The sequence below is a fragment of the Bacillus sp. 2B09 genome (genome assembly GCF_003946835.1).
In the GTDB taxonomy this organism is placed as follows: domain Bacteria; phylum Bacillota; class Bacilli; order Bacillales; family Bacillaceae; genus Bacillus; species Bacillus altitudinis.
The window spans coordinates 43,841-63,352 of record NZ_RPSG01000010.1 but is presented as its reverse complement, the minus strand read 5'-3'; the positions used below and the strand labels follow the sequence as shown (position 1 = coordinate 63,352).

The 19,512-nt window shown below is 42.3% G+C and carries 13 protein-coding genes; 1 reads left to right on the top strand and 12 read right to left on the bottom strand.

Annotation, left to right across the window (positions count from 1 at the left end; all coding sequences use genetic code 11):
* Positions 1-17: 17 nt before the first annotated feature.
* From EBQ12_RS16725 to EBQ12_RS16670, 12 genes are all read right to left on the bottom strand, one after another.
* Positions 18-161 carry a YycC family protein gene (locus EBQ12_RS16725; protein ID WP_008347524.1) on the bottom strand — a complete coding sequence of 48 codons (144 nt, stop codon included), beginning with the start codon at positions 159-161 and terminating at the stop codon, positions 18-20.
* Positions 162-179: 18 nt separating this feature from the next.
* On the bottom strand, positions 180-968 hold the full coding sequence (locus EBQ12_RS16720; protein WP_125590796.1) for an alpha/beta hydrolase: 789 nt from the start codon (positions 966-968) through the stop codon (positions 180-182).
* 90 nt (positions 969-1,058) lie between these two features.
* Positions 1,059-2,024 carry an iron-hydroxamate ABC transporter substrate-binding protein gene (locus EBQ12_RS16715; protein ID WP_125590794.1) on the bottom strand — a complete coding sequence of 322 codons (966 nt, stop codon included), beginning with the start codon at positions 2,022-2,024 and terminating at the stop codon, positions 1,059-1,061.
* Positions 2,025-2,122: 98 nt separating this feature from the next.
* Positions 2,123-3,748 (bottom strand): ABC transporter substrate-binding protein, encoded by a 1,626-nt coding sequence (locus EBQ12_RS16710; protein WP_125590792.1) that lies wholly within the window; start codon positions 3,746-3,748, stop codon positions 2,123-2,125.
* A 122-nt stretch (positions 3,749-3,870) separates the two neighbouring features.
* Positions 3,871-4,098, bottom strand: a complete 228-nt coding sequence (locus tag EBQ12_RS16705; RefSeq protein WP_024718451.1) for an MbtH family protein — start codon at positions 4,096-4,098, stop codon at positions 3,871-3,873.
* A 20-nt stretch (positions 4,099-4,118) separates the two neighbouring features.
* Entirely contained in the window at positions 4,119-11,267 is a 7,149-nt protein-coding gene (locus EBQ12_RS16700; protein ID WP_125590790.1) for an amino acid adenylation domain-containing protein, read from the bottom strand.
* A gap of 15 nt (positions 11,268-11,282) precedes the next feature.
* Positions 11,283-12,191 (bottom strand): isochorismatase family protein, encoded by a 909-nt coding sequence (locus EBQ12_RS16695; RefSeq protein WP_125590788.1) that lies wholly within the window; start codon positions 12,189-12,191, stop codon positions 11,283-11,285.
* 18 nt (positions 12,192-12,209) lie between these two features.
* Entirely contained in the window at positions 12,210-13,829 is a 1,620-nt protein-coding gene (locus EBQ12_RS16690) for a (2,3-dihydroxybenzoyl)adenylate synthase (RefSeq protein WP_079919790.1), read from the bottom strand.
* A 25-nt stretch (positions 13,830-13,854) separates the two neighbouring features.
* Positions 13,855-15,036: an isochorismate synthase DhbC gene (dhbC, locus tag EBQ12_RS16685; RefSeq protein ID WP_125590786.1), complete on the bottom strand. Its 1,182-nt coding sequence runs from the start codon at positions 15,034-15,036 to the stop codon at positions 13,855-13,857.
* A gap of 26 nt (positions 15,037-15,062) precedes the next feature.
* Positions 15,063-15,848, bottom strand: a complete 786-nt coding sequence (locus EBQ12_RS16680) for a 2,3-dihydro-2,3-dihydroxybenzoate dehydrogenase (RefSeq protein WP_079919794.1) — start codon at positions 15,846-15,848, stop codon at positions 15,063-15,065.
* Between the two features lie 7 nt (positions 15,849-15,855).
* Positions 15,856-16,737: an alpha/beta hydrolase gene (locus tag EBQ12_RS16675; protein ID WP_125590784.1), complete on the bottom strand. Its 882-nt coding sequence runs from the start codon at positions 16,735-16,737 to the stop codon at positions 15,856-15,858.
* Positions 16,738-17,469: 732 nt separating this feature from the next.
* A complete protein-coding gene (locus EBQ12_RS16670; protein ID WP_041092106.1) occupies positions 17,470-18,327 on the bottom strand; it encodes a hypothetical protein in 858 nt (285 codons plus the stop codon).
* Positions 18,328-18,436: 109 nt separating this feature from the next.
* Between EBQ12_RS16670 and EBQ12_RS16665 the strand changes: the two genes are divergently transcribed.
* Positions 18,437-19,393 (top strand): DUF4885 family protein, encoded by a 957-nt coding sequence (locus EBQ12_RS16665; RefSeq protein WP_125590782.1) that lies wholly within the window; start codon positions 18,437-18,439, stop codon positions 19,391-19,393.
* The last annotated feature ends 119 nt before the right edge of the window (positions 19,394-19,512 follow it).

The following is a 19,512-nucleotide window of genomic DNA, read 5'->3' as shown; positions in this document are numbered from 1 at the left end:
TAAACTCCTTTATTTCTTTAAGAACGATCTTTCTTCTGTTCAAGCTCCGCTAATTTAGCTAATAAGATGTGCTGCGGCATATGCATGATTTGCTCTAACGGTACATTGAGTGATGCAGCAAGCTTTTGTGCGGTATCGGCTGAGATTTGTAAAGGTCTCATTCGCAAATCCCTCCTCTTTCAATCTATACGTTCCAATATACCATATCGACTTTGTGACTTGCTGATAAAAAATTTGGGTTTTCTTTTATAAAACCACTTGATGGCCGATAAGAAATTTTTTTGAAATTGTTTCAGATGGTGGCCCTCTCCTTGTTCAATGTGAAAGTGAAGCTTTCGTTCCTGCATCCCTTTCTGTAATAAAAGATCCTGGAGTTGTTTGTTGAATAAAGGCATGTGCTGTTGGGCCGATGTTTTGCCTTTCCCTTCTTCACTGCCTACAGACAAATAGACAAGGTGGTCCACAGACTGAATGCTTTGTTGTTTAGCAAATGGTAGAAAATCTCGATACCAAAATGACCCAGAGATAGATGCGATACGTTGAAAAAGGGTAGGGTGCATCAATAGGGTATAAATAACAAATAGCCCACCTAATGAAGCACCTACATGGCTATGTTCATGACCGGTCTGTTTGACTGGGTATTCTCTTTTGATATATGGAAGCAAGTCATTTGCTAAAAATGACACATATGTCTGTGCCTCACCTTTAAAGTCAGGGAATCCAGAATGCAGTGATGATGCTTTCCATGGTGTATATTCGTCAAGTCGATTGAAGGGGTGTATACCGACGATGATGATTGGCGAGATGGTTTTGGCTTCAATCATGCTTTCGATCTCTAGCAGGTGGGTTCTAAACAAAGAAGAGCCATCTTGTACAAAGACAGCTGGAACATCAATAGAGGTGTCCGGTGGAAGGTAAATATCAAGCTGCCGCCCGTTCAATTCGTCATATAGAAACGTTCCGTTCATGTGTATTCTCTCCTTCAAGTTTTCAAGCTCCGCTGGAAAAGAAGAACAAAGGGCTAAAATGTTTAGCCCTTTGTCAAGATGCGCATCTTTTTAGTTGGTTTGATCTAGCCATTTGACAGCCTGATCAAGGAAGGTGGTTTTGCTTAGTGCTGTTCCTCCCTGAAGCATAGGATCAACGACATTTTCATTGATGTGCCCATTTTTCACAGCTTTTAGGCTGTTCCAAATTTTATTTCCCTCTAAGTCCTTCAATGCATTTGGATTCGATGAGTTTTCCTCTTGGGAGAACTGAACAAAGATATAATCAGGATTGAGTTCACCTAGGCGTTCCAATGAAATCATTGCTTGTGCTTTGGCTTTTTTGACATCACTTGGTGCTGTAAACCCTAAGTCCCCATATAAGGTAGAGTTGAAGTATACGTCTTCAGGGTACACGTACAGGTCTCCCTGTCTAATGCGTAAAATGACAGCTGTTTTGTTGTTGCTTTTGTCTTTCAGGGTTTCTTTCGCTTGTTTGAGATCTTTCTGATAATCAGAGATGATGCTTTTCGCTTCTTCACTTTTTCCAGTCAGTTCACCGAGTAATAAAAGGTTGCTTTCCCAGTCGGAAGAGACATGTGATACTGGGATCGTCGTTTGGACTTTATCTAGTTTTTTAATTGTTGCAGGCGGAAACTTGGTTGATCCGAGTATCACGTCTGGTTTTAGTTTTAAGATTTTTTCTAGGTTTGGTTCAGTTTTTTCCCCAATGCCTTCTGTTTTTGCTGTAATGTCTTTAAATAATTCAGGGAAAGTGCCGCCGACAGTAGAAGCACCAATAGGGTCGATACCAAGTAGTTTTGCATCTTCCATCGATTCTAGGCTTCCAGCAATGACGATTCGTTTCACTGGTGTTTTCAGTTTGTACGTTTGATCTAAGTATTTGATGTTTGTTTCTGCTGCTTCAGCTGACTTGCTTTTGGTTGTGTTTGAAGCCGGTTTATTTTCTGCAGCACCACAGGCTGCTGCGGTGATCGTCATGATACAAAGGATAAGCAATGCGAACCATTTTTTCATTTGTTTTCTCCTTTAACTGATAATTGTTCTCAATTAAAGATTGTAGTAGTCATTCGTCCTTTTATCCATAGACAATGATCTGTCTAGTGATGGACTTTTTACGGAAAAAAAGATAAAAGGTCCTGAATGACTCGTTGATGACTGGCTGCTGTGTATTCACGCCAAGGGTCAGAAGCGAGTGGATAGACGGCTTGTTGCGTCACAGCCTTGAGATTTTGCCAAGCCTCCTGTTGCTTTAATTTTTGATAAAAAGCAATGGTTTTTGGTTCTTTATGCAACAAAAGGAAGATGGCATCTGGGTCTAACTGCTGTATAGAGTGAATGCTGATTTTTTTTTCGATGAGCTGGCCATCATTCTGAAAAGCTGGCAGAAGGCCAATGTCATGAAAAATTACTTCTGCCATAGTTCGATTGACAGATAAGTAGAGCTGATCTTGAAAGATACGAAGAGGCAGGACGGTTCTTGGTGGATGATCAATAAGGCATGCCTTTTTCGCTTGAATGACGAGTTCTTCGTAATGAAGGAGCCATTCTTCTGCTTCCCTCGTTTCGTTTAAGAACAGAGCTGTTTGTCTGAATTGAGCGCGCCAATCCAATTGTGTGAATGGAACAAAGTGAACAGGACAGATGGTTTTCAACACTTGTTTTTCTTCCTCTGTCACATGATCATTGGCAATGATCAGCTCAGGTTGTGCTTCCTTCAATTGCTGTAAATTGGCTTCAGCGTGTTCGTTGATACGATGTGCACTCAGATGGATCGGAATTTCTTCTGCATAATGCTCAAAATCATGTGCTGTCCATTTAGGGTGAAGAGGGGCAGCATATGGGATGATATGAATAGGTGTGAGCTGCCCGAGTATGGAATGGCCATAGGCAGCCATTTTCCGTTGACGGCTTTTCATATAAGCAGAAGGAGTGATACCCGTTTTTTTCTTAAAGATGCGGCTAAAGTAATAGGGGTCTTGATAGCCGATGTCCTGTGCAATGTCTTTGAGTTTTGCATGACCTTTCGCCATGAACTGTTTGGCTCTAGCCAGTCTTTTCTTGGTGATATAATCAGTGACACTCACATCAAAATGCTTTTTAAATAGCTCGCTGTAATGATTGGCGCTGATACCAGCCATATGAGATAGACTTGTAAGGCTGAGAGGTTCTTCGGAATGTTGATCGATATATTGTTTTGTTTTGAAAAGGGCGTGTGTTGTGTCACAAATGTCTTCTTTATGCAGTGTGAAAAGCTGCAGGATGAGCTGTTGAAAAAGGGTTTGGCTTCTAAAAAAGCTAATGGATTCAGGTTTTTGCCATTCTGTTGTCATGTCGGACAGTAAAGAATGAATGTGTTCAATCGAGCTAATATCGATAAATTGCCATACATTCAGTAAAGATCGGGCTTGTTCAGTTGATACTTCTTCTATGCTTTGACCTTGTGGCGTGTACATCTGAAAGCGAAACAGATAGAGCTCGTGTTTTTGATGTGGCTCTGTTTTCAACATAAATGTTTCCCCAGGCATCATCGTATAGAGTGTCAGATTTTTCAATCGCCATCTTTGATCATTCAATGTAAGTAAACCGCTGCCGCTTATGTTAAAGAGGAGGCAGAAAGTATCTGAAAACTGTTGCTCCGTATGTGGAAGATCTGCATTATTTATTTTTTCAGTATATGTTAATCGATAAATGCATTGTTCAGCATTTACCTTTGTACATAATTGATGATTGTTTCCCATAAAACCACCTGATCTCTTATTAATTGATAAATATTCTCAATTGAATTGTATCAGAAAGAGCTGGAAAATGGTGTGTTTATTCTGTCAAAAAAGCACCCTGATGGAGATCAGGGTGCGATGATTTATTCCGTTTTTCCATGTGCTAACGCAGGTTCTTTTGTTAAGCTTAATGGCCGTAAGTCCTGCCAGTGTGTCTGGATATAATCAATGCAGGCATTTCTAGTGTCTTCACCAAAGACCTTTTCCCATCCATCTGGTATTGGTGCAAATGATGGCCAAAGTGAATGTTGTCCTTGTTCATTGACAAGCACAAGAAATACACCGTCTTCACGATCAAAGGGATTTGTCATTTGTCATCTCTCCTTTATTCTTAGTGCTTTTGTTTGACCCGGTGCAGAGCGTTGTCTAAGATGACACCAATTTCTGCTAGGGGTTTAGGCTGGCACATGTCTTTGTGCCGGCAATGAATGTCGTGCTGTTCAATGGTTCCATTGATATAAGGTGCCCATGCTTCGGGATCAATCGATGTAAACCAGTCTGGGATAATGGTAGATCTAAAGAATAATATGTCCCCTTGATAGGTTTTTGGCTGATATTCCCCGAGCAATCGCACTGAGTTGACATAGGTTTCTTTTAGATTTCTAATGGCATCCTCACTTAAGCTTGCTAGTGCACTGCCGTCTTTCTTCAAGATATCGACAGCACTTTTCATCGTGAGCGGTTCACCTGTTAAGGTATCTGGATCATAACCGCCGAGTGCAAGAAGAGCGATTAGTGCCTCTTCTTCATCAGGTGCTTCTTTAATCGGTAAGAAATGGTTCGGATAGGCATCCAGCATCGCAACGAGAGCGATTTCTTCACCTTGCTGCTGGAGTTGAGTAGCCATTGCTTGTACAACGTTTCCGCCAAGTGACCAGCCAAGTAGATGATAAGGGCCTTTTGGCTGAATCGTTTGGATGTGCTTAATATAATCGGCAGCCATATCATCGAGTGTATGCGGATAGTCATCTTTTCTTGCGATTCCTCGTGCCTGTAATCCATAAATAGGGATGTCTTTTTCTAATGTATTCAAGAGACCTGCATAGCACCAGCTAAGACCACCTGCTGGGTGAACACAGAAGAGAGGATGTCTTTCTCCATTTGTTCGTAGCGGCAGTAAGATTTCTAGTGCGTTTTCATCGCTTCCTGTTTCTAGTTTCTCTGCCAAGCTTGCAACGTTCGGTGCTTCAAACAACGTTCCGATGCTCAGTTTCACACCAAGTGCATCACGAATGCTGCTGATTAAACGAACCGCAAGTAAGGAATGCCCCCCAATGTCAAAAAAGCGATCGTCAATGCTGATTTTTGGCAAATCAAGCACCTCTTCAAAGAGGTGGCATAGAACTTCCTCTTTCGGGTTTCTTGGTCCGCGGCCATCCGTTTGCTGTATATGCAATTGAGGTGCCGGCAGTGATTTTTGATCAAGCTTCCCGTTTGCTGTAAGCGGCATCGTATCAATCTGTACATAAGCCGCAGGCACCATGTAATCAGGAAGACTGGCTGCAGCAAAATGGCGAAGAGTCTCTGTATCGAAACGGTCTTCTTCAGTTGTGACGATGTATGCGACTAAGCGTTTGTCGCCAGGCTGATCCTCTCGCAAAATGACGGCAACTTGTGCAACTGCGTCGTGGCGTGATAGAACGGCTTCAATTTCTCCAAGTTCAATTCTAAACCCGCGTATTTTAATTTGATGATCAGCTCTACCAATGTAATCAAGTGCCCCTTCTTCTGTCCAGCGAGCGAGGTCGCCTGTACGATACATCCTTGTGCCAGGTGCTCCATAAGGATCGGCAGGGAATCGATCTGAGGTCAGGTCAGGCCTGCCTAGATAACCTCTTGCCAAACCAGCTCCAGCTACATACATTTCACCTGTTGTCCCAGGTGGAACAGGTTGTAGGTATTCATCTAGTACGTACACGTGTAAATCAGGAATTGGTTCGCCTATTAAACTGCTGGATTTCTTTGCAATCATGTCTCGATTGAGTACATTGTACGTAACGTGAACGGTGGTTTCTGTAATGCCATACATGTTAATTAGCTTTGGCTTGCCGTCTGAGTGACGGCTGTACCAATCTTCTAATCTGCTAAGCTCTAATGCTTCACCGCCAAAGATGACATAGCGGAGTGATAATGCTTGACCAAGTGTTTGTTGTTCCTTGTCTACCTGCATGAGCTGATAGAAGGCGGATGGTGTTTGATTAAGCACAGTCACACCTTCATCGACTAGAAGCTGCATCATCTCATCTGGAGAACGAGAGATGGTATGAGGAACAATGACAAGTCGCCCTCCATTTAAAAGGGGTCCCCATATTTCCCAAACTGAAAAGTCAAAGGCATATGAATGGAACATTGTCCAAACATCCTCTTCATCGAAATGGAACCAATGTTCAGTAGATGTCAGAAGACGGATGACATTTTGGTGTGGAATGACCACTCCTTTTGGTTTCCCTGTAGAGCCGGACGTATAAATAATATAGGCCGGATGCAGAGAAGATAGCGACTCAATTCTGTCTATATCAGCCGGGTTGTGATTTGGCGTAGTCAGCAATTGATCAATTGTTTCTTTTTCGTCTAACAAAATCAAATCGCAATCAGCAGGGAGATGCAATGCAGCTGCTTTTGTTGTGATGCTGCAAACTGGTTTTGCATCTTGTATCATGTATGCCAGCCTGTCTGCTGGATAATCAGGATCAAGCGGAACATAGGCTGCGCCTGCTTTATGAACGGCTAATAAACTGACGAGCATATCAATTGATCTAGGCAGGGCAAGTGCAACGAACTGTTCTGGTCCAACGCCTCTTTGTATTAATAAATGAGCCAGACGATTGGCTTTGTTGTTTAACTCTTGATAAGTAAGCTGCTTCTTGCCATCCGTTACAGCCACTCGATCAGGGAATTGCTGCACCGTTTTTTCCAATAAGGCTGGGAGATTAGGTGCTTGGTCTGACTGAGCGAATGTCTGTTTGTCAGGGAGAAATGTTTGTCGTTCTTGATCTGATAAAATGTTCACTTGACCAATCGGCAGATGTGGGAACTCAGCTATCTCTGTTAAAAAGCGCTTCATTCTGTCAGCGATTGCTCGAACGGTACTTTGTTTAAATACATCTGTGCTGAATTCAAACAATCCTGTTAATCCTGCTGCTGATCCAGTTTCAGTTCTTTGTTCTGTCAATTCGATGGTCAGATCAAATTTAGCTGATCCCACTGGTTTCACGTAGAGATCCGAATCAAGTTGTGTCAGCTTCATTTCCGCCTTCGGTGTATTTTGGAAGGCAAGCATGACTTGGAATAATGGATTGCGTGATCTGGAGCGGGTTGGATTTAGGATTTCCACTAGCCGTTCAAATGGCAGATCCTGATGCTCATAGGCTGCTAAGTCAACGTTTCGCACTCGCTTCAATAGCTCACTGAAGGTTGGATTACCAGCTGTATTTGTACGTAATACTAGTGTGTTTACAAACAATCCGACAATATCGTCAAGTGCATCGTCATTCCGTCCAGCAATTGGACTGCCGATTGGGATATCTGTCCCCGCCCCAAGGCGTGTCAGTAATGCTGCAAGTGATGCTTGAAGCACCATGAACAAACTCACTTGATGCTGTTTCGCAAGCTCAAGAAGGTTTTGATGTAAAGCCGGTTCGATCGTAAAATCTATCGTCGCACCGTTGAAGCTTCCTTCCTGTGGACGCGGGAAGTCGTAAGGAAGCTCCAGTTCTTCAGGCAGGTCATGTAAGGCATCTTTCCAATAGCTGAGCTGCTTGGCAAATAGACTATTCGTCTCTTTTTCACTGCCCAACAGTTTCTGCTGCCAAATAGCATAGTCAGCATATTGAACAGGTTCCGCGGGCAAGGAGATGGATTTTCCTTGTATACGGGCTTCATAAGCAGCCGCTAAGTCTCGTGTCAATGGTGCAAGTGACCAGCCGTCACCAGCGATGTGATGCAGCAACAGAAGCAGCACAGACCGATTGGCATCAAGCATGAATAATTCAGCTCGCAGTGCAGGTTCTTCTTCAATCTGAAAGCTATAGCGAATGGCTGCATTTAATTGATTCTCAATTTGTTGATCACTCGAAGCTGTGACATGGAGTTCAGGCTGAACACTTTTTGGGTGTAAAATAACCTGTCTTGGCATGCCATTCTTATTTGGAAAAATGGTTCTAAGGGTTTCATGTTTTTCAGTGATATCTGCCAAAGCACCAGTTAGAGCTTGTTGATCTAGTGTACCTGTCAGCTGAATGACAAGTGGAATATTGTAAGTTGGACTTGGCCCTTCAAGGCAATGAAGGAACCAGAGCCGTTTTTGGGCAAAGGATAACGGTATCTCATCTGGCTTGTTTTCTACCTGAAGCGGCGGCCGAATGTCCTTCGCTTTGTCCAACTGCTGCGCAAGTTCAGCAACCCGAGGTGATTCAAAAATGGTACTCATGTTTAGGTCTGCACCAAATGTATCGCGTATACGTCTAAGCAGACGAGCGGCAAGTAAAGAATGTCCACCTAAGTCAAAGAAACTATCATCTATGCCAATTTGAGGTACGCCAAGGGTTTCTGCAAATAAACTACATAACATGTCTTCTTGGGGTGTTCTAGGTGTACGCTCGGAACTAACTAAAGACATATTTGGCACCGGCAATGCTTTGCGATCGATTTTGCCGTTTGGTGTAAGTGGCAGTTCCGGCAAAAAGACAACAGCAGAAGGCACCATGTAGTCTGGAAGTAATGCAGCCACAAATTGCCTGAGCTCTGAAGGGTGAAGAGCTGAGTCGTCTGTCAGCACAACATACGCACAAAGCAACTGTTGCCCAGGTTGATCTTCACGAACGATCACAGATGTATGCTTTATAGCTTGATGCTGCATAATCACGGTTTCAATTTCACCTAGTTCAATACGGAAGCCGCGAATTTTAATTTGATGATCGGCGCGGCTAATATAATCAATCGAACCATCTTCACGCCATCTGGCTAAATCACCAGTGCGATACATTCTCGTGCCTTTTGTGCCGAACGGATCAGCGACAAATCGTTCTGCCGTTAAGTCGTATCGTCCAAGATATCCTCTTGATACTCCTTCACCTGCAATATAAAGTTCACCGATTGATCCTGCTGGAATTGGGTTTAGTCCTTCATCTAAAATGTAAATGCTCGTATTCCAAATGGGTTTACCAATTGCCGGCCCGCTATTCTCCCGGTGTGCTGTGACATTTTCCATCGTAGACCAGATCGTCGTTTCTGTAGGTCCGTACAAATTGGTAATGTCGCATTGAAGAGATTGCAGTGTGTGCAAAAGGGAGGCAGGAAGTGCTTCTCCTCCAACAAGAACACGCATACCTGTGATCGCGTCAGGGTATTCATCTGCCAATGCATGCCACAACGTTGGTGTTGCCTGCATGATTGTGACTTGATGAGAACGAATCATGTCTGAAAGCTTGGCTGGCTCTTGTATCGTTTCTTTTTTTGCCAATAAAATAGCTGCCCCATGTAAGAGTGGGAGGAACATTTCTAGCCCGGAAATATCAAAGGCTATGGTCGTTACCGCTAAAAGCTGGTCTCCTTGATCTAATAAAAATGAGTCTTGCATGGACAATATAAAGTTGATTACATTTCGCTTTGTTACAACAACACCCTTTGGTTTGCCTGTCGATCCTGACGTGTAGAGGATATAGGCGGGGTGATGTGGAGAGCCCTCGTTCCATGTAGGATTGAGATGCGGACTGCCTGCTATCTCCTGATAAAAAGTTGCATCATCCAGTTGAACGATGTGCGGATAGTCCAAACCATCTGCTGTCTCATTGATTGTGAGCAAGCACGCCGGTTTGGCATCTTCTAGCATATAGGCGACACGATCGTTAGGATAATCAGGGTCTAGTGGCAGATATGCGGCGCCCGTTTTGACGACGGCTAATAGACTTACGACCATATCGATGGATCGAGGCAGAGCGATTGCGACGAATTGTTCTGGTCCAATGCCACGATTTTTCAAATAATGAGCTAATTGATTTGCCCGCTGATTCAACTCTTCATAGGTCAAAATGATTCCTTCAAACTGTAATGCTTTTGCTTGCGGCGTTTTGCTCACTTGTTTTTCAAATAGTTCCCGTAATGATTCTTTTGGTAATTCTCGTTTTGTATCATTCCAGTGCTTGAGAATGTTCTCTTTTTCTTCAGACAAAAGAAGGTTGAATTGACTGATTGTCTGATCTTGCTCTAGTCCGGTTATTTCCTCCAGCAATTGAAGAAAACGATGTTGATGAGCGTCAACGGCTGTCTCTTTGTAAACGGCAGGGTTTGCATCAAAGTCGATTTGAAATCCGTTTCCATCCGCACGGTCGTATATGTTGATCGATAAATCATCTACTGGTCCTGCTGAGAGATTGTGTGCTCGACCAATGCTCTGATCGAACTTGAGATCATAATCAAATGGCATGATATTGATCTGTGGACCGAATAATCGTTGATTTCTTCCGATGAGCTTAAAGTCTCTCCGCATGTCTTCATGACGATATCGTTGATGAGGACGAATGGCTTTCAGTTCATCAGATACTTGACGAACAAGTGCTGAGAGCGTCATTTCTGGTTTGCATGTTAAACGAAGCGGTACCAGGTTCATGACCATTCCAGGTGTTTGCAAGGCGCACGATCCAAGGCGCATCATCACAGGTAATCCTAAAATAATATCATGTGCACCCGTCATACGATGCATATAGAGTGCGGATGCGGCAAGAATCATTTCATGCCACGTACCACCGAAGGCTTGGGCGTTTTTTTTCATTTTGCTTACCTTTTCGGCATCGTATCTAGCCGTTTTTCGGATAAAATGATCCGACGTTCTTGGGGCAAGCTCAGCAAGGCTGACAATTTCCGGTTGATCAGCAAAACGATTTTTCCAAAATGCTCGATCATCTTCAAATCGATTGGACTGTTGATAAGCGATCTCTTCTTGGACTACATCATGTAAAGCTCCAAATGTTTGAGGAGGCACAGGTGTCCCTTGCGATAGGGCTGAATAGATCTCAGCAACACGACGTGCAATGAGCGAAAAGGCGAATCCATCAATGGCAATATGATGAATGCGCTGATACCAAATAAATCGGTCGTCAGCAAGTTGAAAAAGCACTTCACGGAATAATACATCTTTCTCTAAAGAGACTGGTGTGGAAAGGTCGGCTTTCATCCATGCTTTAGCCGCATCAAACGGCTGTTTTTCATTTTGTAAATTGACATATTGAAATGGGATCTCTTTCTTAGATGTTTTCCATTGCTTTGGACCGTCAGTATCCTCAACGAATTGCATATACAAGGAATCTGCTTCTAAGACAGTCTTTCGAATGGCTGCTTCAAAGTGTATGGGATCAATAGAACCTTTAATCTCTATATACTCAGCTGTATTGAAAATAGGGTTAGATGGATCAAGCTGCTGCGCATACCAAATGCCTGATTGGGCACCGGTTAGTGGGAATGAATCGACGGACTGGATCGACAAGGGCCTAAACCTCCTTTACAAGTAATCGATATTTGGGATAGATGGCTGTTTTTCTGGGAAAAGAAGAGTCCGCCAACACATGAGCGTTGGATTTGCTGCAAGCTCAACGAAATTGACTGTTGCTCCTTGCTGTCTCCACTTTTCCGCTAGACTCATCATTCTGATAGAATCAAGTCCAAGGTAGACAAGATTCTCGTCAAGCGGTATTTCATTCGGCTCGATTTGGAGATATTCAGCTACTTGGTGAACGATAGCATCAAAGGATAAATCATCACCATCTGCGTCTTGTCCTGTTAAACGACGAATGATTTGATTGGTCGTAGTGGTGACCGCACAGCGTTCAGCTGCATAGGTCATTGCCATTTTGTGATGCTTAAGTGAAAAGTCAGCGACGGCATCGGCGACAAAAAAGGTTTCAATATCGAGCATGAATGCTTCTGCGGCTGTCAGCATACATCCAATATGTGCATATACGCCAGTAATGATCAGTTGATCACGTCCGCCTTCGTGAAGAAGATCTAAAAAGTTGGATTTTTTGAATGCGCTATAACGCCATTTTGTCAGCATTGTATCTGATTCAGATGGAGCAAGCTGATCAATGATTTTTGTCAATGCTTCATCATCACCAAGACCAGGTCCCCAAAAATCTGTTAATAAGGCACGATCCTTCGGGTCTTGATCACCAGGTTGAGCTGTATAGACGACTGGAATGCCGAGTTCTTTGCATGTATCACGTAATTGTTCAATATGCTGCACTAACTCTGTAATCGGTGAAGTATCTTGTTGAAAAGCATTTAAAAAATATTGCTGCATGTCATGTATCAGCAGGACAGCACGTTTCGGATCAGGGATCCAATTCACTTTATTTTCAGGTAAATCTTGTATGCTTGGCATTGGATACGCAGGAATAGTAGGGATTGCCATGGTTTTCACTCCTCTTTTTTATACGTTGGCAGTATGGATTGCAGCTAATTCTCTTAATGCTTTTTTACTGATTTTGCCTACACCTGTTTGTGGGAACGCATCAATCCATTCAATGCGGTCAGGAATTTTATAGGCAGCGAGCCCGCGTTCTCTTAGAAATAACTTTAAGACATGCGGTGCTGGTTTGTTGTTTCCTTTCGCAATAACAAAGGCACATGAGCGTTCGCCAAGAAATGGATCTGGCATGGACACCATGGCGGCATCATGAATGTCAGGATGCGCAAGTAAATGGTTTTCAACTTCTTCAGCAGCAACCTTTTCGCCACCACGATTGATTTGATCCTTGTCTCTGCCTTCTACAACAACATTTCCTTCTTTGGTTAATCGCACGATGTCACCTGTTCTGTAGAAGCCATCTGGTGTAAATGCTTTTTTGTTTTGTTCATCGGCTTTATAGTAGCCGCGAATCGTATAAGGTCCTCTTGTTAAAAGGTGTCCAGCCACTTCATTTGGGACGGGCTTGTCCTCATCGTCTACCACTAGTACCTCATCATATTCAGACATCGGGCGTCCTTGTGTATGGATAATGACATGTTCAGGGTCATCCAATCTGGTATAGTTGACCAGACCTTCTGCCATGCCAAAAACTTGCTGTAACTTACACCCAAGGGCAGGCATCACTCGTTTTGCTGCCTCAGCACTTAATTTAGCACCACCGACTTGTAAGACCTCAAGACTCGATAAGTCATCTGATCGATGAGGAGCGGCTTCGAGCCAAATCAATGCAATTGGTGGAACGACAGCGGTAATGGTCGCCCGTTCTTTTTCAATGAGTGGAAAGACGACATCAGGGCTTGATCCAGGTGCAAGAACGACTCTTCCACCAGCGTATAATGTCCCAAGAACGCCAGGCGAGCTTAATGGATAGTTGTGTGCAACTGGAAGTGTGGCTAGATACACACTATGTTGTGTGAGCTCGCACACCTCATTGCTTTTCCAAAGGCTATAAATATAGTCATCATGTGTACGAGGTATGAGCTTAGAAAGGCCTGTGCTGCCTCCAGATAACTGAAGAAACGCAATGTCGCTTGCCTCTACATGTATTTGTGGATCGAGCGCTGGGTCCTTTCGCAAATCATCCAAGTCTAGGAATTCCTCAGCTTCTCCTGCAACAATGACATGAGGTAATGAGGGAAGCTTTTCTTTCACTTGACGTGCGAGTGATCGATAATCAAAGCCGCCATCGACATCTGGTATGACATATGCGTCTGCTTCGGCAAACTCAATAAAATAAGTGATTTCACTGCTTCTATGAGATGGCAGTGAGAAGACGGGTAAAGCACCGATTCGAAATAAAGCGAAAACGACTTCAAAAAAAGCAGGAATGTTAGGAAGCTGCACGACAACTCGACTTCCCTTTTGGATTCCAAGCTGATGAAAACCGGCGGCAAGACTGCTGACGCGCTCATCAAGTTCTTGATAGCTCATGTGTGTATCGGCGTATGTAATCGCTGTTTTATTCCCTAACGATACGGCGCGTTCACGAAGCATCCCGCTAAAGGTTTCTCCACGCCAACAGCCGTTTTCACGGTAGCGTTTTGCAAATTCTTCTGGCCATGTAGGTGGTTGAACAAACATGTCTTTTGTCATCTCCTATGTATTTTTATAGCTGATGGATGCCCATCGCATGAAGCATCGTATTGAATTTTGCAGATGTTTCGGCTAGCTCTTCTTCTGACTTTGATCCTTTGACCACTCCTGCACCAGCAAAGAGGCGAAGGGAGTGACCTTCAGCTTCTGCACAGCGAATGGTGACAATCCAATCTCCATCACCATTTACATCTGCCCAACCGACCATTCCTGTGAAAAATCCTCGATCGAAGGGTTCAATCGCTTGAATGGCTTCACGTGCATCTGCTGTAGGTGTTCCGCATACTGCGGGTGTTGGATGGAGGCTAAGCGCTATATCAATGGAGGACACATTGGAATCTGTTAATTCACCTTTGACCACAGTAGATAAATGCCACATCGTTTCTGTCTGTATGACGGATGGTGATGCAGGTACATCTAACGTATGACAGTAAGGAGCAAGCGCTTTAGTGACAGCATCGACAACCACTGCATGCTCGTGTAAATCCTTTGCAGAAGTAAGAAGTTCATCGTGACGACGCTGGTCTTCTACGGGGTCTGAACTGCGTGGCCGAGAACCAGCGAGTGGATTGGAAATCACAGATGAACCAGTTTTTGAAAGAAGCAGCTCAGGGCTTGCCCCAAGAAGTGTGCGCTTTTGGGAAGATTTCGGATCAGCTACGTTTGCAGCAAACGTATAACCAGTTGTATTATGACGAGCCAGCCGTTCGAGTATTGCTTTCGTAGGAATATCTTGATTTGATTTGAGATGGAGAGATCGAGAAATGACGATTTTGCTAAGCTCTCCTTTTTCAATTTTAGCTAACCCTTCGTTCACACCATTCATGTAGACTTCAGGAGAAGGGACAGGTGTCACCTCATAGGATGGTGATGTCACTTCTGAATCCTCATCACCTTGATGAAATTCGAGTGGATCGCTAAACTGTACATGGACTGGCACATTTAAACGAACGGGTTGCGCCGGATCAAACGGAACAGCACCAGCAACAATCGGTGCTTGAATACCAGCTTGTTTGGCAGTCTCAAAAACATGGGCTACCTTTGTGGATAGTTCATCGAGTTGATTGGTTTTAATATGCTGGAATATCCCCTCTGCAAGTAACGCTCGTTTAGGAGAAGCAAGGAAAAATGCTCCTGGCTGATAGTCTTGGATCAGCTGTACTTTTTCTTCTGTCGACAATAATGAATGTTTCATGAAAAGGCCTCCTTTTTGATAAAATGCTAAATTCCGAGTGTTGCACCACCATCAATTGTGAGATTCTGCATCGTAATATGACTGGATTGCTCAGATGCAAAGAAGATGACTGCATCAGCAATCTGTTGAGGGTCAGCGATTTTTTGTAAAGGAATACCGGTTTTATACGTCTCTAATGAACCTTTAATCACCTGATCTGCTCCTTGCTCATCAGACCATAAAGCCCATTGCATAGGTGTTGCGGTAGAGCCGGGAGAGACGACGTTGCATCTGATGCCATAGGTAGCCAGCTCTAATCCAAGCGTTTTTGTAAAAGAAGTAGCTGCTGCTTTTGAAGCGGCATAGGCAGCCATATTCATTCTAGGAATGGCACCTGCGTTAGAACTGACAGTCACAATGACCCCCTCTGATCTTTTCATCATGTATGTGGAGACAGCTTGGGATACGTAAAAGAGACCATGTGTATTGACTGCGAAGGTTTGGTGCCAGTCATCTGTACTAATCTGATCAATCGAACTGATCCGAAGAATGCCTGCTACATTGACCAGTAAATAAATAGGGCCAAGCTGCTTTTCAATTTGATCGACAATGTGCTGAACAGATGCTTGATCGGTAATGTCACCTAGATAGGCAAAGGCACGTATGCCTTTATCATTCAACTTCTGCACGGTGCTTTGCAGCTGATCTTCATTTGTGTCAACTGCTGCAATGATCGCACCTTCATCGGCTAGTCTTTTGGCTACTGCTTGTCCGATACCTTGTCCTGCGCCTGTAATAAGGGCAATTTTATGAGACAGACCACTCTGTTTCATGTGTTCACTACCTTTCTTTCAAGTCTGTAGTTGTTAAAGGGTCTTGATGATAAAATGCAAAACGAAAAGCGTCATTCATCAGCACCGGCAAAACAGACGTATGTCCTTCTTCAGGAAATTCGTGATAGGTCGTATGCAAGCCATACGAGGATAAAGGCAGCATACGATTGGCTAGAGACTTTGCATGAGCATTCATTTGACATGGATGATGTTTTTCTAACTCACCTACACCTACAAGTAGCCTTACATCCATAGGCACTTGACGGATGCGGCTGGTAAATTGGTGTTCTTTTTCTAGAAATAATTCTTTGTTCCAGTGGATAGAAGGACTGCCCGCAATATATGTCTGATAAGCGTCAGGGTGCTCAAATAGTGTGTGTAATACAAAAAGTCCGCCAAGAGAATGGCCAAATAGTGTTTGACGACTTTGATTAATCGGAAAGCGCTGCTCAATATATGGCTTAACCGTCTTTTCTAAAAAAGAAAAGAAAGCAGAGGCGCCGCCATATGTATGGATGGAGAAGTCCTTTCTTTTACCTCCAATGGAAACGTCAGGGCCGGTAAGAGTGAGATCATAATGCCTAAGCGGATGATAGGGCGCTTCTGTCTGATAGCCAATTCCAACAATGATAGCAGGTACGACACCTGTTTTTTCAGGTCTTCTTGACTGTAAACGGATGGCTTCGACCATTGTGCCAAAAAGTGAATTCCCATCAAGCACGTACATGACTGGAAAACCAGTTTCGGGAGGAGTGGTATTCGGTTTAAATATAAAAAGTCTGTATGGGTGTGTTGTGATATCTAGTTGCTCCGTCCCATGTATAAAAAAAGGACGGCTTTCTCCAAAAAGTGAATCATCAGTACCCATTCCTTCAGTGCGTTTGGCCATATGTGAAAAATCCCCTTTCTCAAATTGACCTCATATGATGATAAAGGCAGGCTTGCGGATAGTGGATGAGTGTAGTAATAAAAATTTAAATGAAAATGATTCTCAATTATCACGCAAGCAAATCAAATGATAATGTTTATCAATTAGGAAGTCAAATGTTCATAAAGTTGTATAATCGATAATTCGATCTAAATATTCAGAAAATAAAGGACTAACTAACTACCAAATGATTGGAAATAGAGAATGCCGGATTTTGTCATTAAAACAGAGTAGAAATGCCAAAAAACCTTGACAGTATCAAAAATTTACCATTTTCTTCTGTTTGAATCAGGATTAAATATAGGTTTTTCTTCTTGAAATAATTTTGAGAAAAATAAGTCTATAGACCTTCTTGTGTTTTTAGAAAAAAAGAGGTGGGTTTTGGGGAAAGTTAGTGTTTTTAATTCACAACTTATTCAATATCATGCTTAAATTCATAGACAATTTGAAGACAAGATCGCAGGGAATGTAGGTAGAATGAAACCCCCATTAGGAAAACTGAGGCTACTTGAAAATCAGCTCAAGCTGAAAAATACGTTTACAGTGGCGAAATATCATGAAGCGAAGCAATCATGACAAGCACTGTAGAGTGACGAAATAACATATATCATCAAAAATGAGGCAATAAAAAAAGTAAGGGATGTGCCCTTACTCTTTGATCAATTGGTGTACATATCTGTTAACATCATTCACTTAAAATCCATCTGTGACATCATATTCGTAACGGATATCGGCTTTGACATTGCTCATAGTAGATCTCGCGGTAGCTTTTGCGTTGTACTTAAAGCTCCATTTTTGAGCGACTCTTAATTGATCATCCAGAGATATACGATAAGAACCACTTGTTGCAGAGGAGAAAAGTGATTGATACCAAATATTACTATCACTAGCCATCAGTTTGTGTGTGACATTCCCTTGGTTGGGCGTTTGAGTGCTAGTTGTCGTAATTGATTTAACTACAGCGCGTTTAGGAACTGTGGAATTATTCGTTAAATCCATTGTAATGACTGAAGAGTCAACTCCTAAAAAATTTAAAGAAGAATTCCCCAAGTTCGTAGCAGTCCCTGTAAAATTGAATGTCCCATTTCCAGATTTAATACGATCTTGAATGGAAACAGTAAAATACATGTTACCGGTATATGTACCACGGGTTACTTTCACAAAATAAGTTTCTGAAGATGAAGTCACGTCACCAGTATTTGCAAAAATAAAAGGCGTTACTGAATCAGGATTTATAACTTCGGATCCTGTCCTAGAATATTTCGAATTATACACCTCGATATTCATCCCTGTATATTGCTTATTATACGAACTTCTGACATAAACTCTTTCCCCTTTATTGATCGTAAACTGATAATACGCTTCATTTTCACCTTCAGGTAAGATTGTCGTGTCTGAACGACTGTTTTTCCAATATCCCATTGAACTTGCAGTGTTAGGACTGTTATTCCCCGTAATTGCTGCTTCCGCTGAAGTAGGTGCAAAAAAACTAGTAACAAGCGCCAATAATAATGCTGGTAATAATAAACGTTTAAAGATAGTATTTGTCATATATTAACCCTCCTTGTAATAATTACTATATCGACATTAAACTAACAAATTTTAACTGAATTGCCGATATATTTAATAATCACTATTTTCTTAAAAAAGGAGAATCAAAATGAATATTAATACGTCATATACAGCCAGTTCTTCGAACAATTTGAACCAAATAAACTCTAAAGGTCAATCAGCTATTAAAAGTACAAACGAAGTGATGACCGAATCTGATAGGCGGATGAAAATATTAGATGAAAAATACGAAAAAATAAATGAACAAAATAAACGATTCAAAGATCCTCAGAGCCATATATATGATAAGTATCGAAATCCATACTCTTCTTATTTCAGAAGTGATCTAACTAAAGTGGAGAGAGAAGCTGCTTATACGATGGAAATGAGTTGGGCAAGGAATAATAAAGGTGGACAATATGACTTCAATGATGCTATTTTCCGTAATGAAAAACGGTACGATCCTACCCAAGAAAGTGTAGAAAAGAAACTATTAAATCGTCAGAAGGTGAACGAACAACTGCAAGCTTTGTTTTCTACCAATGGTTTGAATATTCCTAAAAACGCCAATTTAACTTTTACCATTGACCCCAATCATTTTAAATTAGTGGTGAGTGGAACAACAGACGAAACCCTAGCCAAACAAATAGAAGACATATTGAATACAAGCAACAATACAAGAGAACTATTTTTTCATATTATGAAAAGTAGAAATGATGATTCGACTCAATTCACGCCGAATTCACTTGCAAAGTTCCACCTTGTCAATCAAATCAAAACGGTGACAGGCTACGACTTAAAAGATTTAAGCATTGTAAACGGTCAATTTGTAACGGATACCGGAGCGAACATTTTTGATATCTACAAAGAAGAACTTCTGAAAAACCCATACACAGCAGAAAATGCCCGCATTGCTGCATCACATTATGGTGCACAGCTCTTTGATCTAGCGAAGAACGGGTATGATTCTATTCCCGATTTGGTGTTATCTATTAGTTATCAAAATGGCTCCTTACAAGACATTGGGCAACAGGTGAATTATGGAGTTAAGAAAACGATAGATTAAAAAACGCACCTGATATTTGCAAGGTTTGATCATGTGCGTGTTCATGCCATGTTGGAGTATCGATCATATGTGTGAACAACAGCTACAAATTCCATTAGCGATACAAAGGACTCTATAAC

Coding starts and splice junctions, on each gene's coding strand:
- EBQ12_RS16725 (WP_008347524.1), bottom strand. CDS start 161: ATGAGACCTTTACAAATCTCAGCCGATACCGCACAAAAGCTTGCTGCA.
- EBQ12_RS16665 (WP_125590782.1), top strand. CDS start 18,437: ATGAATATTAATACGTCATATACAGCCAGTTCTTCGAACAATTTGAAC.
- EBQ12_RS16715 (WP_125590794.1), bottom strand. CDS start 2,024: ATGAAAAAATGGTTCGCATTGCTTATCCTTTGTATCATGACGATCACC.
- EBQ12_RS16720 (WP_125590796.1), bottom strand. CDS start 968: ATGAACGGAACGTTTCTATATGACGAATTGAACGGGCGGCAGCTTGAT.
- EBQ12_RS16670 (WP_041092106.1), bottom strand. CDS start 18,327: ATGACAAATACTATCTTTAAACGTTTATTATTACCAGCATTATTATTG.
- EBQ12_RS16680 (WP_079919794.1), bottom strand. CDS start 15,848: ATGAAACAGAGTGGTCTGTCTCATAAAATTGCCCTTATTACAGGCGCA.
- EBQ12_RS16705 (WP_024718451.1), bottom strand. CDS start 4,098: ATGACAAATCCCTTTGATCGTGAAGACGGTGTATTTCTTGTGCTTGTC.
- EBQ12_RS16695 (WP_125590788.1), bottom strand. CDS start 12,191: ATGGCAATCCCTACTATTCCTGCGTATCCAATGCCAAGCATACAAGAT.
- EBQ12_RS16710 (WP_125590792.1), bottom strand. CDS start 3,748: ATGGGAAACAATCATCAATTATGTACAAAGGTAAATGCTGAACAATGC.
- EBQ12_RS16690 (WP_079919790.1), bottom strand. CDS start 13,829: ATGTTTGTTCAACCACCTACATGGCCAGAAGAATTTGCAAAACGCTAC.
- EBQ12_RS16675 (WP_125590784.1), bottom strand. CDS start 16,737: ATGGCCAAACGCACTGAAGGAATGGGTACTGATGATTCACTTTTTGGA.
- dhbC (WP_125590786.1), bottom strand. CDS start 15,036: ATGAAACATTCATTATTGTCGACAGAAGAAAAAGTACAGCTGATCCAA.